The organism is Kitasatospora azatica KCTC 9699, assembly GCF_000744785.1.
Lineage (GTDB): Bacteria > Actinomycetota > Actinomycetes > Streptomycetales > Streptomycetaceae > Kitasatospora > Kitasatospora azatica.
Genome location: NZ_JQMO01000003.1, coordinates 1,537,023 through 1,555,571 on the forward strand (window position 1 = coordinate 1,537,023; position 18,549 = coordinate 1,555,571).

The following is an 18,549-nucleotide window of genomic DNA, read 5'->3' on the forward strand; positions in this document are numbered from 1 at the left end:
TGGTGCCATGCAGCCACGGAACACGCATCTGAACAGCGCCGCCCTGCGCGGTGCGGTCGACCTCGCCGCGGTGAAGGCGGCCGGAGAGGCCGCACAGAAGGCCGAGCAGGCCCGCGCCGAACGAGCCCGCCAGGCTGAGGCCGGCGAGCCGGCCGCCGGCGCCGGCTACCCGCTGGTGATCGACGTCAGCGAGGAGACCTTCGAGGAGGAGGTCGTCCAGCGCTCCACCGAGGTTCCGGTGGTGGTCGACTTCTGGGCCGAGTGGTGCGGCCCGTGCAAGCAGCTCAGCCCGATCCTGGAGCGCCTGGCCGAGGAGTACGCCGGCCGGATCGTGCTCGCCAAGATCGACGTCGACGCCAACCAGCTGATCGCCCAGCAGTTCGGCATCCAGGGCATCCCGGCCGTGATGGCCGTGGTGGCCGGCCAGCTGGTGCCGCTCTTCCAGGGCGCCGAGAACGAGGCCAACGTCCGCAAGATCCTGGACCAGCTGATCGCGGTGGCCGAGCAGCGCTTCGGCATCGTCGGCGGCTCGGGTGCGGGCGCCGAGGCCGGCGACCCGGCCGCGGCGGCGCCGCGACGGCCGCTGGACCCGGCGCTGGAGGCCGCGCACGAGGCGCTGGACCGCGGCGACCTGGGCGGGGCGATCCAGGCCTACCAGAACGTGCTGGCCGACCAGCCGGGCAACGCAGAGGCCCAGCTCGGCCTGGCCCAGGCGCAGTTGCTGCGCCGGGTGGAGGCCTTCGACCCGCAGGCCGTCCGCGCCGCCGCCGCGACCGAGCCGAAGAACGTGCAGGCCCAGCTGGACGCGGCGGACCTGGATCTGGTGGGCGGTCATGTCGAGGACGCCTTCGGGCGGCTGGTGGACACCGTCGGGCGGACCGCCGGGGCCGACCGGGACACCGCCCGGCTGCGGCTGCTGGAGCTCTTCGAGGTGATCGGCTCGGAGGACCCCCGGGTGACCGCGGCCCGGACGGCGCTGGCCCGGGTGCTCTTCTAGTCCGCTGAGTCCGCTGCGGCAGTCCGTTGCGGCAGTCCTCGGCGGCCGGGCGGCTGGCCCCCGGTGCAACCGGTGGCACGGCAGGTGACCTGCGGTGTCGTCAGGGATAAGGCGACAATCAGGTGTATCCGGCCGAGGTTTATCAAATCTTGACACGGCCCGTGCGCGGTCACCTCGGGTGACCGCGCACGGGTGTTTCCTTCCTGTTTCCAGGAGATTTCTCCAGCACGAAGCCCGACTTTCGTCACGCTGCGTCGATGTCATGATCCAGTCATGATCATTACCGCCAAGTGTTGGATTACCCGTCAGTAAGGCACCTCTTGTGCTTCGGCCGGGATTCCAGCACGATCGGCCACGCCCGGTCCCTCACTTCATTCCCCGGCAGCTTGCCGGACACCTGAAGCGCGGGATCCCCACCGGGTGACCGTCGGCCCCCGGCCGGTGGTTGGGAGGGCAGGGGGGTGTCCGCGTCCCACCGCGGTTCCTGTCCTTCACTTCTCGATCGCGCGACCCCGCGTGATCGTCTGGTTGTCGCTCGGGGGGTGATCGCCGGCCGTCCGGTCCGCTTGACGCCGGTGCTCGTCGCTACCGAGGACGTAGCTCTTCTCCCATCCCAGGACGGGATCCGCGCGAGGCGTGTCGGACCCGAACCGGAGATGTACGTCCGAGAAGGAGGACACGCATGTCCAAGACTTATGGCAAGACCCGCTGGAAGCGCTTCGCCCTCGTGATGGTGCCCAGCATCGCCGCCACCGCCGGTATCGGCGTCAGCATCGCGCAGAGCGCGCTGGCCGCGTCGTTCAGCGTGTCGGGTCAGAGCTTCAAGGTGACCACCGACCAGCTGCACGGCACCAACTTCGCCCAGTTCGGCGGCGTCGACCTGGAGACCAACGGCACTCCGCACGTGATCGCCGTCTCCGCGTTCGACCACGCCACCATCAAGAACCTGTGCCAGTCCGTGGTCACCGACCTCGGCCCGCTGGGCAAGTGGACCCTGGTGCTGAACGCCGGTCAGTCCGACGACCCGGCCAAGCAGGTCCAGGCCAGCAACCTGCTGATCGACCTGAACCAGCTGAACGCCGACGCGACGTTCAACAACATCGCCATCGGTCAGGACGCCTCCACCCTGAAGGGCACCGCCACCCAGGGCTGGAAGGACCACATGGGCCACGGCCTGCCCAGCGGCGCCACGGGCTTCGCCCAGGCCGCCGACTCGGCCGACCTGAGCAACGTTCAGCAGACGGCCTACGCCACCTCGGCGGGCACCTTCTCGCTCAACGGCCTGAAGCTCAACATCCACCAGGGCTCCGGCGCCGGCGTCGAGTGCTACTGATCCGTCCCTGACGGTCCGTCCGACCGGGTCACAGCGCCGGGCGGACCACACGGAAACGGACCGAGGCCATCCTGATGGCCCCGGCGGGCAGGGGGCGGCTGATTCGAGCCGTCCCCTGGCCGCACACCCCCCAAGCTTTCCCCCTCGGACAGATCCCGCGAGGAGTTCCATCGTGACCAGCGCAACTGCCCCCCTCTGGCCCGAAGGCACCGGCCTGCCCACCCGGCTGTGGCGGCGGTTCACCGCCTGGCGCCGCACCCGGCCGTTCTGGGGCGGCCTGCTGGCCATCCTCGCGGGCCTGCCGATCCTCTACTTCCCGTACGCGAACCTGACGCTGGGCGGCCTCACCATGGCGCTGGCGACCACCGGCGGCGCCGGTGCGCTGGTGATCGGGCTGCTGCTGATCGTGCTCGGCATCACGGCCTGGTTCCAGCCGATGAGCAGAGTCTTCTGCGGCGTCGGCGTCACCATCCTGACCCTGATCTCGATCCCGGTCTCCAACTTCGGCGGCTTCCTGGCGGGCATGATCCTCGGGCTGATCGCCGGCGGCATGCTCTGCGCCTGGGTGCCGCTGTCGCCCGAGGACGCGGAGCGGGCGGAGGCGATGATCGCCGCCGGTCCGCCGGTGATGAACCACTGGGCGGCCGACACCGAGCAGGCCCCGGCGGCCGAGGCGGCCGTGGAGCAGAGCACCGAGCCGGTCGCTGAGCAGAGCACCGAGCCGGCTGTCGAGCAGAGCAGCCCGCAGGCACCGAGCGCCGAGCAGGCGGGAGGGACCAAGTGACCGCGCGGGACGAGCAAGCCGAGCCGGTGCTGCCCGCGCAGCGCCGTGCCGACGGCCCCCGGCACGCCGCCCCCGCGAGCGCGGCCGCAACCGGGCCCGGCTGCTGGCCTTCGCCGCCGTGCCGACCGCGCTGCTGATGGGCAGCAGCATGGCCCCCAACCTGGCCGCGGCCGCCGGCTCGACCAGCACGGCCTGCGCGCCCGACAGCCAGACCACGGTCACCCAGGTCCCGAAGAGCCAGCTCACCCCGGTGCCCGCGCCCAGCACGGCGGCCACGGCCACGCCCAGCAAGGCGGCTGCGCCCACCAGCGCGCCCACCAAGGCGGCCACCGCCGCGCCCACCGCCGCGCCCACCAAGGCGGCCGCGAACGGCACCGGCCAGGCGGTCAGCGCGACCCTCGGCACGCCGCCGCAGGCGCCGGCCGGCGTCAGCCCGCTGCAGGCGGCCAGCACGGTCACCAACCAGGTGGTGCAGGCCTCCGCGGTCCAGCCCGGGACCACCCAGAGCCAGGACCTGATCGGCGACATCCTCGGCGGCATCGCCGGGATCTTCGACCCGAACCACCAGAACCAGCAGACCCCGCAGAGCACTCCGGCCCCCGCCGCACCCCAGGTCGGCGCCCCGGTCACGCCGAGCACGGCCGCGCCGAGCGGCTCGCCCAGCGCGGCGCCGAGTGCCAAGCCCACGGCCGCCCCGACCGGCGCCCCGACCACCGCGGCGCCCACGCCGGGTGCACCGGCGCCGTCCAGTGCGCCGGGCGCGGCAGCCGGCGGGTCCGCGAGCGCCGCCCCGTCGAGTGCGCCGTCCGGTTCGTCGAGCGTCGCCCCGAGCGGCGCGGCCTCGCCGAGTGCCGGTGCCACCGCCTCGCCGACCGCCACCGCCTCGCCCTCGGCCGTCGCCTCGGCGCTGGCGAACGGTGACGCCCGCCCGCTCTGCGCCGTGGACGCCAGCGGCCTGAAGCCGGCGGGCGTGCTGGGCGGCCAGGTGGTGCCGGACCAGAGCTGGACCCTGCACACCTCGCGGCTGTCGCTGTACGGCGCGGTCTTCGGCGGCGTCTACGAGGTGCACAGCCCGACCCGCACCTACCGGGTGCTCAAGTTCACCGTCTCCTCGGTGGACATCGAGAATCTCGACATGTCGACGATCGAGAACACCGCGACCGGCAAGAATCCGGCCCAGACCTTCCACGTGAAGGGCGCCCCGGGCTCCACCTCGACCATGCGTCAGGGCCCGATCATCATGTACGTGGAGAGCCTGAGCGGCGACCTCGCCTCGCTCTACGGCATCCCGCTGCCGGACCTCGGGGCGATCACCCTCACCCCGGACACGCTGCCGCAGTGGCTGTACAACCTGATCGGCTCGGTCCCGATCCCGATCGACATGGCGCTGACCAAGGTGAAGGCGGTGCAGGCCGGCCAGTTCGGCGGCAACCTGCACATCCCCGGGATGCACATGTACAACGACGACACGCCGTACGACGGCCTCTGAGCCGCCGAGGCTCCGGGACTCCGAGGCTCCGGGCCGACAGTAGAAGGCCCCCGCTCGCGCTGCGAGCGGGGGCCTTCCGCGTGTGCGTCAGACGCGCGAACCCAGGTGGTGCACCTGGACCATGTTGGTGTTGCCGGGCACGCCGGGCGGCGAGCCGGCGGTGACGATCACCGTGTCGCCCTCGCCCAGGCGCTTCATGCTCAGCAGCTCCTGGTCGACCTGGAGCACCATCTCGTCGGTGGTGGCCACCTGCTCGGTGACGTAGGCCTCGACGCCCCAGCTCAGCGAGAGCTGGTTGCGGGTGGCCGAGTCCGGGGTGAAGGCGATCACCGGGATCGGCGAGCGGTAGCGGGAGAGCCGGCGGGCGGTGTCACCGGACTTGGTGAACGCCACCAGCGCCTGTGCGTCCAGGAAGTCGCCCAGCTCGCAGGCCGCGCGGGCCACCGAGCCGCCCTGGGTGCGCGGCTTGCGGCCCGGGTTGAGCGGCTGCAGGCCCTGGGCGAGCAGCTCGACCTCGGCCTGCTCGGCGATCCGGCTCATGGTCTTGACCGTCTCGACCGGGTACTTGCCGACGCTGGACTCGGCGGAGAGCATCACCGCGTCGGTGCCGTCCAGGATCGCGTTGGCGACGTCCGAGACCTCGGCGCGGGTCGGCCGGGAGGCGTGGATCATCGACTCCATCATCTGGGTGGCGACGATGACCGGCTTGGCGTTGCGGCGGGCCAGCGTGATCAGCTTCTTCTGGACCAGCGGCACCTTCTCCAGCGGGTACTCGACGGCCAGGTCGCCACGGGCCACCATGATCGCGTCGAAGGCGAGGACGATCTCCTCCATCGCCTCGACCGCCTGCGGCTTCTCGATCTTGGCGATCACCGGCACCCGGATGCCGACCTCGTCCATCACCTTGTGCACGTCGTCGATGTCGGCGGCGTTGCGGACGAAGGAGAGGGCGACCATGTCGACGCCCAGACGGAGCGCGAAGCGCAGGTCGTCCTTGTCCTTCTCGGAGAGGGCGGGCACGTTGACGGCCGCGCCGGGCAGGTTGATGCCCTTGTTGTTGGAGAGCACACCGCCCTCGACCACCACGGTCTTCACCCGCGGGCCGTCGACGCTGACGACCTCCAGGGCGATGACGCCGTCGTTGATCAGGATCGGGTCGCCGGGCTTCACGTCGCCGGGCAGGCCCTTGTAGGTGGTTCCGCAGATGTGCTGGTCACCGGGGACGTCCTCGGTGGTGATGGTGAACGTGTCGCCGTTGTCAACGGTCACCGGCCCGTTGGCGAAGGTCGCCAGACGGATCTTGGGGCCCTGCAGGTCGGCCAGCACGCCAATGGCGCGGCCGGTGTCCCCGGCGACCTGGCGGACCTTGAGGTACCGCTCCTCGTGCTCCGCGTGGGAGCCGTGGCTCATGTTGAGGCGGGCGACGTTCATGCCCGCCTCGACGATGGCCTTCAGCTGTTCGTAGGAGTCCGTGGCCGGACCCAGGGTGCAGACAATTTTCGCTCGGCGCATATGGATGATCCTATCCGTATGAGTTATTCCCGGGGATTGGGGCGAACCTCCGATACCCGGTCATTGACTCGGATGGACGAGGGCGAAAGCCTGTTGGGCGATCTCCAACTCCTCGTCGGTCGGAACCACCGCCACAGTTACTCGCGAGTATTCCGGTGAAATCACCCGGGCCTCGCCCGAGCGGACCGAGTTGAGCTCGGCGTCCACCGCGATGCCCAGCCCCTCGAGACCGGCGGTGGCGGCCGCGCGCACCGGCGCGGCGTTCTCGCCGACCCCCGCCGTGAAGGCGATCGCGTCCACCCGGCCGAGCACCGCGTAGTAGCCGCCGAGGTACTTGCGCAACCGGTGGATGTAGCTGTCGAAGGCCAGTTGCGCGGCCTCGTCGCCCTGCTCCACGCGGCGCAGGATCTCCCGCATGTCGTTCTCGCCGCACAGGCCGAGCAGGCCGCTGCGGCGGTTGAGCAGATCGTCGATCTCGTCGATTGACAGGCCGCCCACCCGGTGCAGGTGGAAGACCACACCGGGGTCGATATCACCCGAACGAGTGCCCATCACCAGGCCCTCCAGCGGGGTCAGACCCATCGAGGTCTCAACGCAGACCCCGCCGGCCACCGCCGAGGCCGAGGCGCCGTTGCCCAGGTGCAGCACGATCACGTTCAGCTCCGCCGGGTCCCGGCCCAGCAGCCGGGCGGTGGCCCGGGCCACGTACTGGTGCGAGGTGCCGTGGAAGCCGTAGCGGCGCACCCGGTGCTCGTCCGCCACGGCGGTGTCGATCGCGTAGCGGGCGGCGTACTCCGGGACGGTGGTGTGGAAGGCGGTGTCGAAGACCGCCACCTGCGGCAGGTCGGGGCGCAGCGCCCGGGCCACCTCGATGCCGGTGATGTTGGCCGGATTGTGCAGCGGGGCGACCGGCACCAGGCGGCGGATCTCGGTCAGCACCTCGTCGGTGACCACGGTCGGTGCGGTGAACCGCTTGCCGCCGTGCACCACCCGGTGGCCGATCGCGGCGAGTTCGGGGGAGTCCAGGCCGAGCCCGTCGGCGGCCAGCTCCTCGGCCACCGCCTTGAGCGCGGCCGAGTGGTCCGCGAAGACCTGCGTCGACTCGCGCCGCTCCCCGGTGCCGGGGGTGTGCACCAGTCGGCCGGTCCGCTCGCCGATCTTCTCCACCAGGCCGGCCGCCAGCCGCCGGCCGTCCAGCATCTCGATCAGCTGGTACTTGACCGAGGAGGAGCCGGCGTTGAGTACCAGGACCCTGGTCGCCTCGCTCATCGGGACTCCTCCTTGGCGCTCTGGGACTGGATGGCGGTGATCGCCACGGTGTTGACGATGTCCTGGACCGTCGCGCCCCGCGACAGGTCGTTGACCGGCTTGCGCAGGCCCTGCAGCACCGGGCCGACCGCCACCGCGCCGGCCGAGCGCTGCACCGCCTTGTAGGTGTTGTTGCCGGTGTTCAGGTCCGGGAAGATCAGCACGGTGGCCCGCCCCGCCACCGCCGAGCCCGGCAGCTTGGTCGCGGCCACATGCGCGTCCACCGCCGCGTCGTACTGGATCGGGCCCTCCACCAGCAGCTCCGGGCGGGCCGCCCGGACCAGCTCGGTGGCCTTGCGGACCTTGTCCACGTCCGCGCCGGAGCCCGAGGTGCCGGTCGAGTAGGAGAGCATCGCGACCCTCGGCTGCACGCCGAACTGGGCGGCGGTCTCGGCGGACTGGATCGCGATGTCGGCCAGCTGCTGGGCGTCCGGGTCGGGATTGACCGCGCAGTCGCCGTAGACCAGCACCTTGTCGGCCAGGCACATGAAGAAGACGCTGGAGACGATGGCCGCGCCCGGCGAGGTCTTGATCACCTCGAAGGCCGGGCGGATGGTCGCGGCGGTGGAGTGCACCGCACCGCTCACCATGCCGTCGGCGATGCCCTCCTGCACCATCAGGGTGCCGAAGTAGCTGACGTCGGTGACCAGGTCGAGGGCCAGCTCCACGGTCATGCCCTTGTGCGCGCGCAGTTCGGCGTAGAGCTCGGCGAAGCGCTGGCGCAGCGGGCTGGTGGCCGGGTCCACGATCCGCACCTGTGCGCGGTCGCCGGTCTCCTCCACGGGCAGCGTGATGCCCAGGCTCGCGGCCTTGCGGCGCACCGCGTCCACCTCGCCGAGCAGGGTCAGGTCGCAGATGTTGCGGCGCAGCAGGATCTCGGCGGCCCGCAGCACCCGCTCCTCGGTGCCCTCCGGCATCACCACGTGCCGCCGGTTGCCACGGGCCCGCTCCAGCAGCTCGTGCTCGAACATCATCGGGGTCACCCGGTCCGAGCGGCTCAGCTCGATCCGGCTGGTCAGTTCGGCGGTGTCGACGTGCAGTTCGAACAGGCCGAGGGCGATCTCGGCCTTGCGCGGACTGGTCGAACCGAGCTTGCCCTCCAGGTGGGTGAGGGCGGCGGCGGTCGGCCAGCTGCCCTCGCCGACCACGGCCACCGGGGTGCCGGGGGCCAGTCGGGCGGCCAGCGCCAGCACGTCCGGGCCCGGGTGCTGATCCAGTGTCAGCAGCACCCCGGCGATCGGCGGCGCGCCGGCCGCGTGGGCGGCCAGCGAGCCGATCAGCAGGTCGGCCCGGTCCCCGGGGGTCACCACCAGCGCCCCCTCGGTCAGCGCGCCGAGGAAGGTCGGCAGCATCGCGCCGCCGAAGACGAAGCCGCGCACGTCCCGGGCCAGTCCCGCCGCATCACCGAGCAGCACCTCGGCGCCGGTGGCCTCGACCAGCTGCGCCACCGTGGGCGCGGAGAGCGCGAGTTCCTCGGGGATCACATAGGCCGGCACCGGCAGCTTGCTGCTCAGCCCGCGCAGGACCGGCTGCTTGGCACCCGGGGCCACCCGGTTGGCGATCATCGCCAGGGTGGAGCAGCCGAGGTCGGTGTAGGCGCGGTAGGCGTTGCGGACCTCGGCGACCACCGCCTCCGGCTCCTTCTGCTGGCCGCCCACCACCGGCAGCACCCAGGCGCCGAACTCGTTGGCGAGCCGGGCGTTGAAGGCCAGCTCGTCGGGGATGTTGGTGTCCGCGAAGTCGGTGCCGAGCACCAGGACGGCCTGGCAGTGGCGCTCCAGCGCGCGGAACCGGTCGACCAGCGCCGAGACCAGCTCGTCCTGCCCCTGGGCGGCCTGCAGCGCGGCGGCCTCCTCGTAGGTGAGCCCGTACAGTTCGGCGGCCGGCAGGTCCAGCCGGTAGCGGGCCCGCAGCAGCTCCACCACGTGGTCCGAGCCCGCCTCACCCGGCGCCGCCGCGTGCACCAGCGGACGGAACACCCCGACCCGGTCCACCTGACGGGTGAGCAGTTCCATGACCCCGAGCTCGACCGCCTGGCGGCCGTCCCCCCGGTCGATCCCGGTCACGTACACACTGCGCGCCACCCGCGTCACTCCGTTCGCTCCGGGCTTCCCGTCACCCGTGCGGGCCGGACCCAGCTCCGACCATACCTTCGCAGTTGGGTCAGGCGTTCGCATGCGGATGCGGCCGGGCGGAGCAAGGGACGAAGGTCACTTGGGCGGGGGCGGAACGGCCGGAACGGCTCAGGGATAGACGCCGTCGAGTTCGACCCGGGCACCCTGGTCGGTGGAGGTGAGGGTGAGACGGACCTGATGGTGGATCAGCAGCCAGCCGAACCGCTGCTGCGCGGTGTCGCTCGGGCCGAGCTGCCAGCCGTGTGCGGAGATCAGGTGGGCCTTGAGCCGGAGCACCACCTGGTCCGGCGGCTGGCCGTGGGTGCCGCCGATCACCAGGTACCGGTCGCAGGAGTCGGTGGTGCACTCGGTGGTGTCCGAGAGCACGGTCAGGCCGCCGGGCAGCGGCAGCACCGAGGTGCTGGAGGGGACGAACGAGTCGTAGGACTGGAACATCAGGTACCCGGGGGCGGCCAGGGCGGTGGCCGCGAGGTACACGCAGAGCGCCGTGACGACGGCGCCGGGCATGTCCACGTACACCTTGCTCGGTCGCTTCCCCCGCAGTCGCCCCTCGGTCAGCGTCCCGAGCGCGATCAGGGCGACCGTCAGCGGCGCGTAGGCGAGGTACACCTCCGCCTGGATCTCGTCCGGGATCCATTCCAGGTGCATGGCGACGACGACCGCCGCGTACGTCAGCAGCAGCGCGCCCACCACCGAGCCGACCACCGCCGTGCGCAGCAGGACGGCCCAGCAGCCGAGCGGGACGGCGACGAAGACGATGCCCAGGAGGGTCCATATCCACACCCGGGTGATGATCCCCGCCGTCGGTGCCCGGCAGCGGGCACCGACGGGGACCGTTGATCAGTTGTTACCTGACGGTACGAGCCAGACCGTCGCCAGCGGCGGGACGATCAGTTCGGCGCTGCGCGGCTGGCCGTTCCATTCGACGGCCTCGGCCTTGATCGGCACGGAGTTGCCGACCCCGCTGCCGCCGAAGTGGGCGGCGTCGGTGTTGAGGGCCTCGGCCCAGAGGTGGTCGGTGCCGGACAGGGCGGGCAGGCCCACCCGGTGGCCGTGCCGGACGACGGGGGAGAAGTTGCAGACGGCGACCAGGGGGGAGCCGTCGGCGGCGTAGCGGACGAAGGTGAGCAGGTTGTCCTCGGCCGCGCCGCCGTCCAGCCAGCGGAAGCCGTCGGGGGTGGTGTCCAGTTCCCAGAGGGCGGGGGTGTCCCGGTAGACCCGGTTGAGTTCGCTGACCAGGCGCTGCACGCCACGGTGGTCGGCGGCGGCCGGCCACTGCTCGTCGAGCACCCACCACTGCGGGCCCTGCTCGTGGTGGAACTCGGCGCCCTGGGCGAACTCCTGGCCCATGAACAGCAGTTGCTTACCGGGGTGGGCCCACATGAAGCCGAGGTAGGCGCGGTGGTTGGCGCGCTGCTGCCACCAGTCGCCGGGCATCTTGGAGACCAGCGCCCGCTTGCCGTGCACCACCTCGTCGTGCGAGATCGGCAGGATGTAGTTCTCCGAGTAGGCGTACACCATCGAGAAGGTGATGTCGTTGTGGTGGTACTTGCGGTGGATCGGCTCCTTGGAGATGTAGACCAGCGAGTCGTGCATCCAGCCCATGTTCCACTTCAGGCCGAAGCCCAGGCCCCCGGTGTCGGTGGGGCGGGTGACGCCGTCCCAGGCGGTGGACTCCTCGGCGATGGTCATCGCGCCGGGGCAGCGCCGGTAGACGGTGGCGTTCATCTCCTGCAGGAAGCCGACGGCGTCCAGGTTCTCCCGCCCGCCGTACTGGTTGGGGGCCCACTGGCCGTCCTCGCGCGAGTAGTCGAGGTAGAGCATCGAGGCCACCGCGTCCACCCGCAGTCCGTCGATGTGGAACTCCTCGCACCAGTACACCGCGTTGGCGACCAGGAAGTTGCGCACCTCGGTGCGGCCGTAGTCGAAGGTGAGGGTGCCCCAGTCGGGGTGCTCGGCGCGGCGCGGGTCGGCCGGCTCGTACAGCGGCTCGCCGTCGAAACGGGCCAGCGCGAAGCCGTCCTTGGGGAAGTGCGCCGGGACCCAGTCGACGATCACCCCGATCCCGGCCTGGTGCAGCGCGTCGATCAGGTACTTGAAGTCGTCCGGCGAACCGAACCGCGCGGTCGGGGCGTAGAAACCGGACACCTGGTAGCCCCAGGAACCACCGAAGGGGTGCTCCATCACCGGCATGAACTCCACATGGGTGAAGTTCAACTCCTGAAGATAGGCGGGAAGTTCCTCGGCCAGCTGGCGGTAGCTCAGGCCCGGCCGCCAGGAGCCGAGGTGCAGCTCGTAGACCGACATCGGCGCGCGGTGGTGGTGGGTGCGGGCCCGGCGGGCCAGCCAGTCGGCGTCCTGCCAGGTGTACTCGGAGGCGGTGACCACCGAGGCGGTGCCGGGCGGGCACTGGGCCGCGCGGGCCAGCGGGTCGGCCTTCTGCACCAGCTGCCCGTCCCGGGTGCGGATCTCGAACTTGTAGAGCGCGCCCACCCCGAGCCCGGGGACGAACAGCTCCCAGACCCCGCTGGCGCCCAGCGAACGCATCGGGAAGCCGGTGCCGTCCCAGTGGTTGAAGTCGCCCGCCAGCCGCACCCCGACGGCGTTCGGCGCCCAGACCGCGAAGGCCGTGCCGGTGATCCCCTGCACGGTGCGCGGGTGCGCGCCGAGCGCCTGCCACAGCTGCTCGTGGCGGCCCTCCCGGATCAGGTGCAGGTCCAGCTCGCCGAGGCTGGGCGGCAACCGGTAGCCGTCCTCCTGCAGGGTGGGCTCGGTGCCCGGGTAGCCCACCCGCAGCTGGTAGGCGGGGATCGCCGAGCCGGGCAGCAGACCGGTGAACAGTCCGCCCTGCTGGTGGGTCAACTCGGCCGGACCGTACGCGGTTTCGATGGTCACCCGGTCGGCCAGCGGGCGCAGCACGCGGATCGCGGTGCCGCCGGTGGTGGGGTGCGCACCGAGCAGCGCGTGCGGGTCGTGGTGCGCGCCGGCGACCAGGCGGTCGATCTCCGCCGGGGCCAGCGGCGCCTCGGCCAGCCGCAGCACCGGGGTGTCGACGGCGATCGCCGGCGCGGGCGAGCCGGGAGCCGGCACCACGACGGGGACCACCTCGGACGCAGTCTCAGCGGCCTCGGCTGCGTCCTCGACGGCCGCAGCCGCCGCCTCGGCTGCGGTCTCGGCCGTGGGCTCGGTCGAGCGGGACGACTGGGCCCGCCGGGGCGTCTGGGCTCGGCCGCCCCTGGTGCCCGGGCGTCCCGGCAGGAAGGTGGCGGGCACGGTCGGGTTGGGGCGGTCGAGCGGGGCCACGGCGGGATCCTCCAGGCTGGGTCGGAACGGACGGGCAATCAGCTGGCGAGCGGTCAGGTCGAGGTGGCAAGGCGGTGGATGGCGGTCAACGGGATCGGCAGCCAGCCGGGCCGGTGCCGGGCCTCGTAGACCACCTCGTACACCGCCTTGTCGATCTCCAGGGCACGCAGCAGCTCCGGGCAGCTCGCCGGATCGGTGCCGCCGGCCGCCGTGTAGCCGGCGCAGTAGGCGGTCCGGTTGCGGGCCGCCCAGCCCGCCGCCAGATGGGCCAGCTGCGGATCCGGCTCGGCGCCGGCCAGCAGGTGGGCCGCCGCATAGTCGAAGGAGCGCAGCATCGCCGCCACGTCCCGCAGGGCCGGCTGCGGCACCCGCCGCTCGGCCACCGACTTGGCCGGCTCGCCCTCGAAGTCCAGCAGCACCCAGCCGTGCGGGGTGCGCATCGCCTGGCCCAGGTGCAGGTCGCCGTGGATCCGCTGCACGGTGAGCCCGGTGAGGTGGTCGGCGGTCAGCTGCTGGAAGGCGGCGTGCAGGGCCGGCCGGTACCGGCGCAGCGCCGGGACGGCCGCGGCGGCCACGTCGAGCCGCTCGGCCATCTGGGTGGCCAGCCGACTGACCTGCTCGCGGTCCAGCCGGGCCACCGGCAGCGCTCGGGCCAGCACCCGGTGCACCTCGGCGGTGGCCCGGCCGAGCCGGTGCGCCTCCACCGCGAAGTTGCCGGGGCTGGGGTCGCCCTTGAGTCGGGCCACCTGGTCCAACGCCAGCTCCCAGCCGTCCTCCGCATCCGGCAGGAAGCGTTGCAGCAGGCCCAGGGTGGCCGGTTCGGCACCCACCAGCCGGCTCTCGAACCAGGCCGCCACCCGGGGGATCCGGGTGGAGCCGGCTCGGGAGAGCGCCAGCGAGAGCTCCAGGTCCGGGTTGGTGCCGGGGCTGATCCGACGGAACAGCTTCAGGATGAACTGGGTGCCGTAGATCACCGAGGTGTTGGACTGCTCGGCGGTGCCGGCCCGGCCCAGCAGGTCGCTCGGCAGGCCGGGACCAGGGGTGCGCCGGAAGGCCAGCGGACCGAACCGGTCGGCGGTGGCCAGGTGGCCGAGCAGCCGGCCGGTCAGCTCCGGGTCGTGCACCGCGTCGTAGAGCGCGGCGCCGTCGTACGGGCCGTGGGTGAGGCTGCCCAGCGAGGCCTCCGGGAGCAGCCCGGGCGGCGCCTCGGCGCGCAGGCCGAGCAGCAACTGGTACAGGTCGGCGCCGTCGCCGTGCTCCACTCGCAGCAGCAGGTGGACCATGGCCGGGTCGCCGGTCAGCAGCGGGGTCGCGGTGACCGGGCGCAGCCCGGTGATCGCCTGCCCCTTGCCCGCGTACCAGCGCTGGCTGGGCAGCCAGTCCGCGATCAGCGGCAGGGCGGCCTCGACCAGGTCCCCGACCGCCAGCGACCCGCTGGTGCGGGGTCTGCCGGTGTGTCCCGCCGGCGGGTGCCCCCCGGCGCCGCGGCCGGCGCCGGCGGCACCGTGCGGCCCGCCGGGACTGCCTGGGCTGCCCGAGCCGCGCGGCGCGGTACCCGCGTCGCGGTGGGCGTGGGCTTGAGAACGGGAGATTTCCGACATGACTCCCTTTCCCCGGAAGCGGGCTGACGGCCTGACGGATCTGGCCGGGCCCGCCAGTCTTCCGGATTTCGGCGGCGCTGCTGCGGCGGCACGCGAGGGACACTCGGGTGTCACGCCTGAGGGTGGGTACGCGTTGGGCTGTTCTCCGTACGTGGTGGCGCGCGGCCCGTCGGGGGCGCGCGAGCTGGCCCGCGCTCCCCCGAAACTGGTGGATCGTTACTGCGCGCCGGGCTTGCGCAGCTGGAACCAGTAGAAGCCGTGCCCGGCCAGGGTGAGCAGGTACGGCCACTCACCGATCGACGGGAACCGCACCCCGCCGATCAACTCGACCGGGTAGTGCCCGCCGTACCGCCGCAGGTCCAGCTCGGTGGGCTGGGGGAAGCGGGAGAAGTTGTTCACACACATGACCAGGTCGCCCTCGTACTCGCGCACGAAGGCCAGCACGGCCGGATTGCTGGAAGGAAGTTCGGTGTAACTGCCGAGCCCGAAGGCGGGGTTGAGCTTGCGAATCTCGATCATGCGCCGGGTCCAGTGCAGCAGCGAGGAGGAACTGCTCTGCTGCGCCTCGACATTGGTCACCTGGTATCCGTAGACCGGATCCATGATGGGCGGCAGACTGAGCCTGCCCGGGTCCGCCGAGGAAAAACCCGCGTTACGATCCGGCGTCCACTGCATCGGGGTGCGCACGCCGTCGCGATCCCCCAGCCAGATGTTGTCGCCCATGCCGATCTCGTCGCCGTAGTAGAGCACCGGCGAGCCGGGCAGCGAGAGCAGCAGCGCGGTGAACAGCTCGATCTGGTTGCGGTCGTTCTCCAGCAGCGGGGCGAGCCGGCGGCGGATGCCCACGTTGGCCCGCATCCGCGGTTCCTTCGCGTACTCCGCGTACATGTAGTCGCGCTCCTCGTCGGTGACCATCTCCAGGGTCAGCTCGTCGTGGTTGCGCAGGAAGATGCCCCACTGGCAGCCGAACGGGATGGTCGGCGTCTTGGCGAGGATTTCCGAGACCGGGTAGCGGGACTCGCGGCGCACCGCCATGAAGATCCGCGGCATCACCGGGAAGTGGAAGGCCATGTGGCACTCGTCGCCGCCGGAGGAGAAGTCGCCGAAGTAGTCGACCACGTCCTCGGGCCACTGGTTGGCCTCGGCCAGCAGCACGGTGTCCGGGTAGTCGGCGTCGATCTCCTTGCGGACCCGCTTCAGGAACTCGTGGGTCTCCGGGAGGTTCTCGCAGTTGGTGCCCTCGCGGGCGAACAGGTACGGCACCGCGTCCAGCCGGAAGCCGTCGATGCCGAGGTCCAGCCAGAACCGCAGCCCCGCGACCATCTCCTCCTGGACCCGGGGGTTGTCGTAGTTCAGGTCCGGCTGGTGGGAGAAGAACCGGTGCCAGAAGTACTGCTTGCGGACCGGGTCGTAGGTCCAGTTGGAGGTCTCGGTGTCGACGAAGATGATCCGTGCGTCCGGGTACTGCTTGTCGTCGTCGGCCCACATGTAGAAGTCGCCGTACGGGCCCTCGGGGTCGTTGCGGGAGGCCTGGAACCACGGGTGCTGGTCGCTGGTGTGGTTCATCACGAAGTCGATGATCACCCGCATGCCGCGGGCGTGGGCGGCGTCCACGAACTCCACGAAGTCGGCCAGGTCGCCGAACTCGGGCAGCACCGACTTGTAGTCGGCCACGTCGTACCCGCCGTCGCGCAGCGGGGAGGCGAAGAACGGCGGCAGCCAGAGACAGTCGACGCCCAGCCACTGGAGGTAGTCGAGTTTGCTGGTGAGCCCCTTGAGGTCGCCCACGCCGTCGCCGTTGCTGTCCTGGAAGGACCGCACCAGGACCTCGTAGAAGACCGCACGCTTGAACCACTCGGGGTCCAAGTCCTTCTTCTCGGTGTCCGCGAAGGTGTCGTGGACGGGCTCGTTCACAATCACAGGGAGATCCTCCGAACCGTGAGGAGGTGAGCCGGCGCGGTTGAGGGGTCGAGCCGGACGTAGTTGTGGCGGTGCCAGGTGTACTGCTCGCCGGTCAGCTCGTCGGTCACGGAGAGCGGGATGTCCGCCGGAAGAGTGACAGTGGCCTCCTGCGGGTGGTGCGGATCCAGGTTGGCCACGATGATGACGTGGTCCTCGCCGGTCTGCTTGGCGTAGGCGATCACCTGGTCGTTGTCGGTGGGCAGGAAGCGCAGGTTGCGCAGCCCCTGCAGGGCCGGGTGGGCGCGGCGCAGTTCGTTCAGCCGGGTGATCAGCGGGGCGAGCGTGTCGGTGCGGGTCCAGTCGCGCGGGCGCAGCTGGTACTTCTCCGAGTCCAGGTACTCCTCGGTGTCCGGGCCGGCGGGGGCGGACTCGGCGAGCTCGAAGCCGGCGTAGACGCCCCAGCTGGGCGAGAGGGTGGCGGCCAGCACGGCGCGCACCGCGAAGGCGGCCGGGCCCTGGTGCTGCAGGTGGCGGGGGAGGATGTCCGGGGTGTTGGCGAAGAAGTTCGGGCGCATGTAGGCCGCCGCCTCGCCGGACAGCTCGGTCAGGTACTCCGTCAGCTCGTGCTTGCTGTTGCGCCAGGTGAAGTAGGTGTAGGACTGCTGGAAGCCGATCTTCGCCAGGGTGTGCAGCATCGCCGGGCGGGTGAAGGCCTCGGCCAGGAAGATGACGTCCGGGTCGGTCCGGTTGATCTCGGCGATCACCTTCTCCCAGAAGTGCACCGGCTTGGTGTGCGGGTTGTCGACCCGGAAGATCCGCACGCCGTGCGACATCCAGTGGCGCAGCAGCTTGAGGGTCTCGATCACCAGGCCGTCGAAGTCCTGGTCGAAGTTGATCGGGTAGATGTCCTGGTACTTCTTCGGCGGGTTCTCGGCGTGGGCGATGGTGCCGTCGGGCCGGTGGCTGAACCACTCCGGGTGCTTGTTCACCCAGGGGTGGTCGGGGGAGGCCTGAAGCGCGAAGTCGAGTGCGATCTCCAGCCCGAGTTCACCCGCCCGGGTGACGAAGGCGTCGAAGTCCTCGATGGTGCCGAGGTCCGGGTGGATCGCGTCGTGCCCGCCCTCGGGCGAGCCGATCGCCCAGGGCGAGCCGACGTCCTGCGGGCCGGCGGTCAGGGTGTTGTTGGGGCCCTTGCGGTAGGCCAGGCCGATCGGGTGAATGGGCGGCAGGTAGAGCACGTCGAAGCCCATGGCGGCGACGGCCGGCAGCCGTTCGGCGGCGGTCCGGAAGGTGCCCGAGCGCATGGGCCCCTCCTGCCCGTTGCCGGGCAAGGAGGGAGGTTCCAGGGTGGCGCCCTCGGAGCGCGGGAAGAACTCGTACCAGGAGCCGTACAGCGCCCGGCGCCGCTCCACCTGCAGCACGTGCGGACGGGAGGCGGTGACCAGCTCGCGCAGCGGGTGGCGGGTCAGCGCGGCGGTCACCTCCGGGGCCAGCGCGGAGGCCAGCCGGGTCAGCGGGGGCAGGGCCGGCTCGCGCAGCGCGTCCACGGCCTTCAGGACCAGGGCGCGGCCCTCCCGCTTGGGGACCCCGGCGGCGGCTCGCTCGAGCAGCAGGGCGCCCTCCTCCAGGGTGAGTTCGACGTCCTGCCCGGCCGGGACCTTGACGCTGGCGTGGTGCCGCCAGGTGGCCACCGGGTCGCTCCAGGCCTCCACCGTGTAACTCCACCGGCCTTCGGCCGTCGGAGTGACCTCGGCGCCCCAGCGGTCGGTGCCCGGGGCCAGCTCACGCATCGGCAGCCAGGCGCCACCGCGGCCCCTGGGGTCGCGCAGCACCACGTTGGCGCCGACCGCGTCGTGGCCCTCCCGGAAGACCGTCGCGCTGACCTGGAAGGTCTCGCCGACCACGGCGCGGGCCGGCCGGCGGCCGCCGTCGACCTGCGGGGCGACGTCGAGGACGGGGATCCGGCCGATCATCGGGTCGCTCTCCTTCGTCCCACGCGTGGTGGCGGTGGTACGGCGCGGGGCCGCGGGCGGGCGCGCGGCAGTGGACTTGCGGGTGGCGGTGGACTTGCGGGTGGTGCTGGTGGTTTTTGACGGTGCTTCGGCCGTTCGGGGGGCGCGCACCGCGGGGAGCTCCGTTATGGCCGGAATGGATACCGGCGCGGCGAGTGGCTCCAATCCCTCGG

At 71.6% G+C, this 18,549-nt stretch carries 12 protein-coding genes; 4 read left to right on the forward strand and 8 right to left on the reverse strand.

Going from position 1 to position 18,549, the window contains the following annotated elements; all coding sequences use genetic code 11:
• Nucleotides 1-7 precede the first annotated feature (7 nt).
• The 4 genes from trxA to BR98_RS17645 all read left to right on the forward strand — a co-directional run bounded on the left by trxA (nt 8) and on the right by BR98_RS17645 (nt 4,603).
• Nucleotides 8-997, forward strand: coding sequence for a thioredoxin (gene trxA, locus BR98_RS17625; protein ID WP_035845880.1), 990 nt, complete (start codon nt 8-10; stop codon nt 995-997).
• Nucleotides 998-1,679: 682 nt separating this feature from the next.
• On the forward strand, nt 1,680-2,330 hold the full coding sequence (locus BR98_RS17635) for a DUF6230 family protein (RefSeq protein ID WP_035845884.1): 651 nt from the start codon (nt 1,680-1,682) through the stop codon (nt 2,328-2,330).
• Nucleotides 2,331-2,502: 172 nt separating this feature from the next.
• Complete coding sequence (locus BR98_RS17640) at nt 2,503-3,114, forward strand: DUF6114 domain-containing protein (RefSeq protein WP_157537826.1); 612 nt, start codon at nt 2,503-2,505, stop codon at nt 3,112-3,114.
• A gap of 118 nt (nt 3,115-3,232) precedes the next feature.
• Nucleotides 3,233-4,603, forward strand: a complete 1,371-nt coding sequence (locus BR98_RS17645; protein ID WP_035845886.1) for a hypothetical protein — start codon at nt 3,233-3,235, stop codon at nt 4,601-4,603.
• 87 nt (nt 4,604-4,690) lie between these two features.
• Here BR98_RS17645 and pyk read toward each other — a convergent pair whose 3' ends face one another.
• From pyk to BR98_RS17685, 8 genes are all read right to left on the reverse strand, one after another.
• A complete protein-coding gene (gene pyk / locus BR98_RS17650) occupies nt 4,691-6,115 on the reverse strand; it encodes a pyruvate kinase (protein WP_035845887.1) in 1,425 nt (474 codons plus the stop codon).
• A 60-nt stretch (nt 6,116-6,175) separates the two neighbouring features.
• The gene (locus BR98_RS17655; protein WP_035845888.1) at nt 6,176-7,384 is read right to left on the reverse strand and encodes an acetate kinase; all 1,209 of its coding nucleotides are present in this window, start codon (nt 7,382-7,384) and stop codon (nt 6,176-6,178) included.
• Nucleotides 7,381-9,507 (reverse strand): phosphate acetyltransferase, encoded by a 2,127-nt coding sequence (gene pta, locus BR98_RS17660; protein ID WP_035845890.1) that lies wholly within the window; start codon nt 9,505-9,507, stop codon nt 7,381-7,383. Before pta ends, BR98_RS17655 begins: the two co-directional genes overlap by 4 nt.
• Before the next feature lie 159 nt (nt 9,508-9,666).
• Complete coding sequence (locus BR98_RS17665) at nt 9,667-10,341, reverse strand: hypothetical protein (RefSeq protein WP_035845891.1); 675 nt, start codon at nt 10,339-10,341, stop codon at nt 9,667-9,669.
• A 57-nt stretch (nt 10,342-10,398) separates the two neighbouring features.
• Entirely contained in the window at nt 10,399-12,861 is a 2,463-nt protein-coding gene (gene glgB, locus BR98_RS17670; RefSeq protein ID WP_232247449.1) for a 1,4-alpha-glucan branching protein GlgB, read from the reverse strand.
• 53 nt (nt 12,862-12,914) lie between these two features.
• Complete coding sequence (locus tag BR98_RS17675) at nt 12,915-14,462, reverse strand: maltokinase N-terminal cap-like domain-containing protein (protein WP_198042240.1); 1,548 nt, start codon at nt 14,460-14,462, stop codon at nt 12,915-12,917.
• Between the two features lie 216 nt (nt 14,463-14,678).
• Complete coding sequence (gene treS, locus BR98_RS17680; RefSeq protein WP_035845892.1) at nt 14,679-16,382, reverse strand: maltose alpha-D-glucosyltransferase; 1,704 nt, start codon at nt 16,380-16,382, stop codon at nt 14,679-14,681.
• Nucleotides 16,379-18,337 (reverse strand): alpha-1,4-glucan--maltose-1-phosphate maltosyltransferase, encoded by a 1,959-nt coding sequence (locus BR98_RS17685; RefSeq protein ID WP_035845894.1) that lies wholly within the window; start codon nt 18,335-18,337, stop codon nt 16,379-16,381. The genes treS and BR98_RS17685 overlap by 4 nt, the downstream gene beginning before the upstream one ends.
• Nucleotides 18,338-18,549 lie beyond the last annotated feature (212 nt).

What these genes read in the sequence shown, in the direction of transcription:
- BR98_RS17655 (WP_035845888.1), bottom strand. Translation starts at nt 7,384, where the DNA reads ATGAGCGAGGCGACCAGGGTCCTGGTACTCAACGCCGGCTCCTCCTCG.
- pyk (WP_035845887.1), bottom strand. Translation starts at nt 6,115, where the DNA reads ATGCGCCGAGCGAAAATTGTCTGCACCCTGGGTCCGGCCACGGACTCC.
- BR98_RS17635 (WP_035845884.1), top strand. Translation starts at nt 1,680, where the DNA reads ATGTCCAAGACTTATGGCAAGACCCGCTGGAAGCGCTTCGCCCTCGTG.
- BR98_RS17685 (WP_035845894.1), bottom strand. Translation starts at nt 18,337, where the DNA reads ATGATCGGCCGGATCCCCGTCCTCGACGTCGCCCCGCAGGTCGACGGC.
- BR98_RS17675 (WP_198042240.1), bottom strand. Translation starts at nt 14,462, where the DNA reads ATGTCGGAAATCTCCCGTTCTCAAGCCCACGCCCACCGCGACGCGGGT.
- trxA (WP_035845880.1), top strand. Translation starts at nt 8, where the DNA reads ATGCAGCCACGGAACACGCATCTGAACAGCGCCGCCCTGCGCGGTGCG.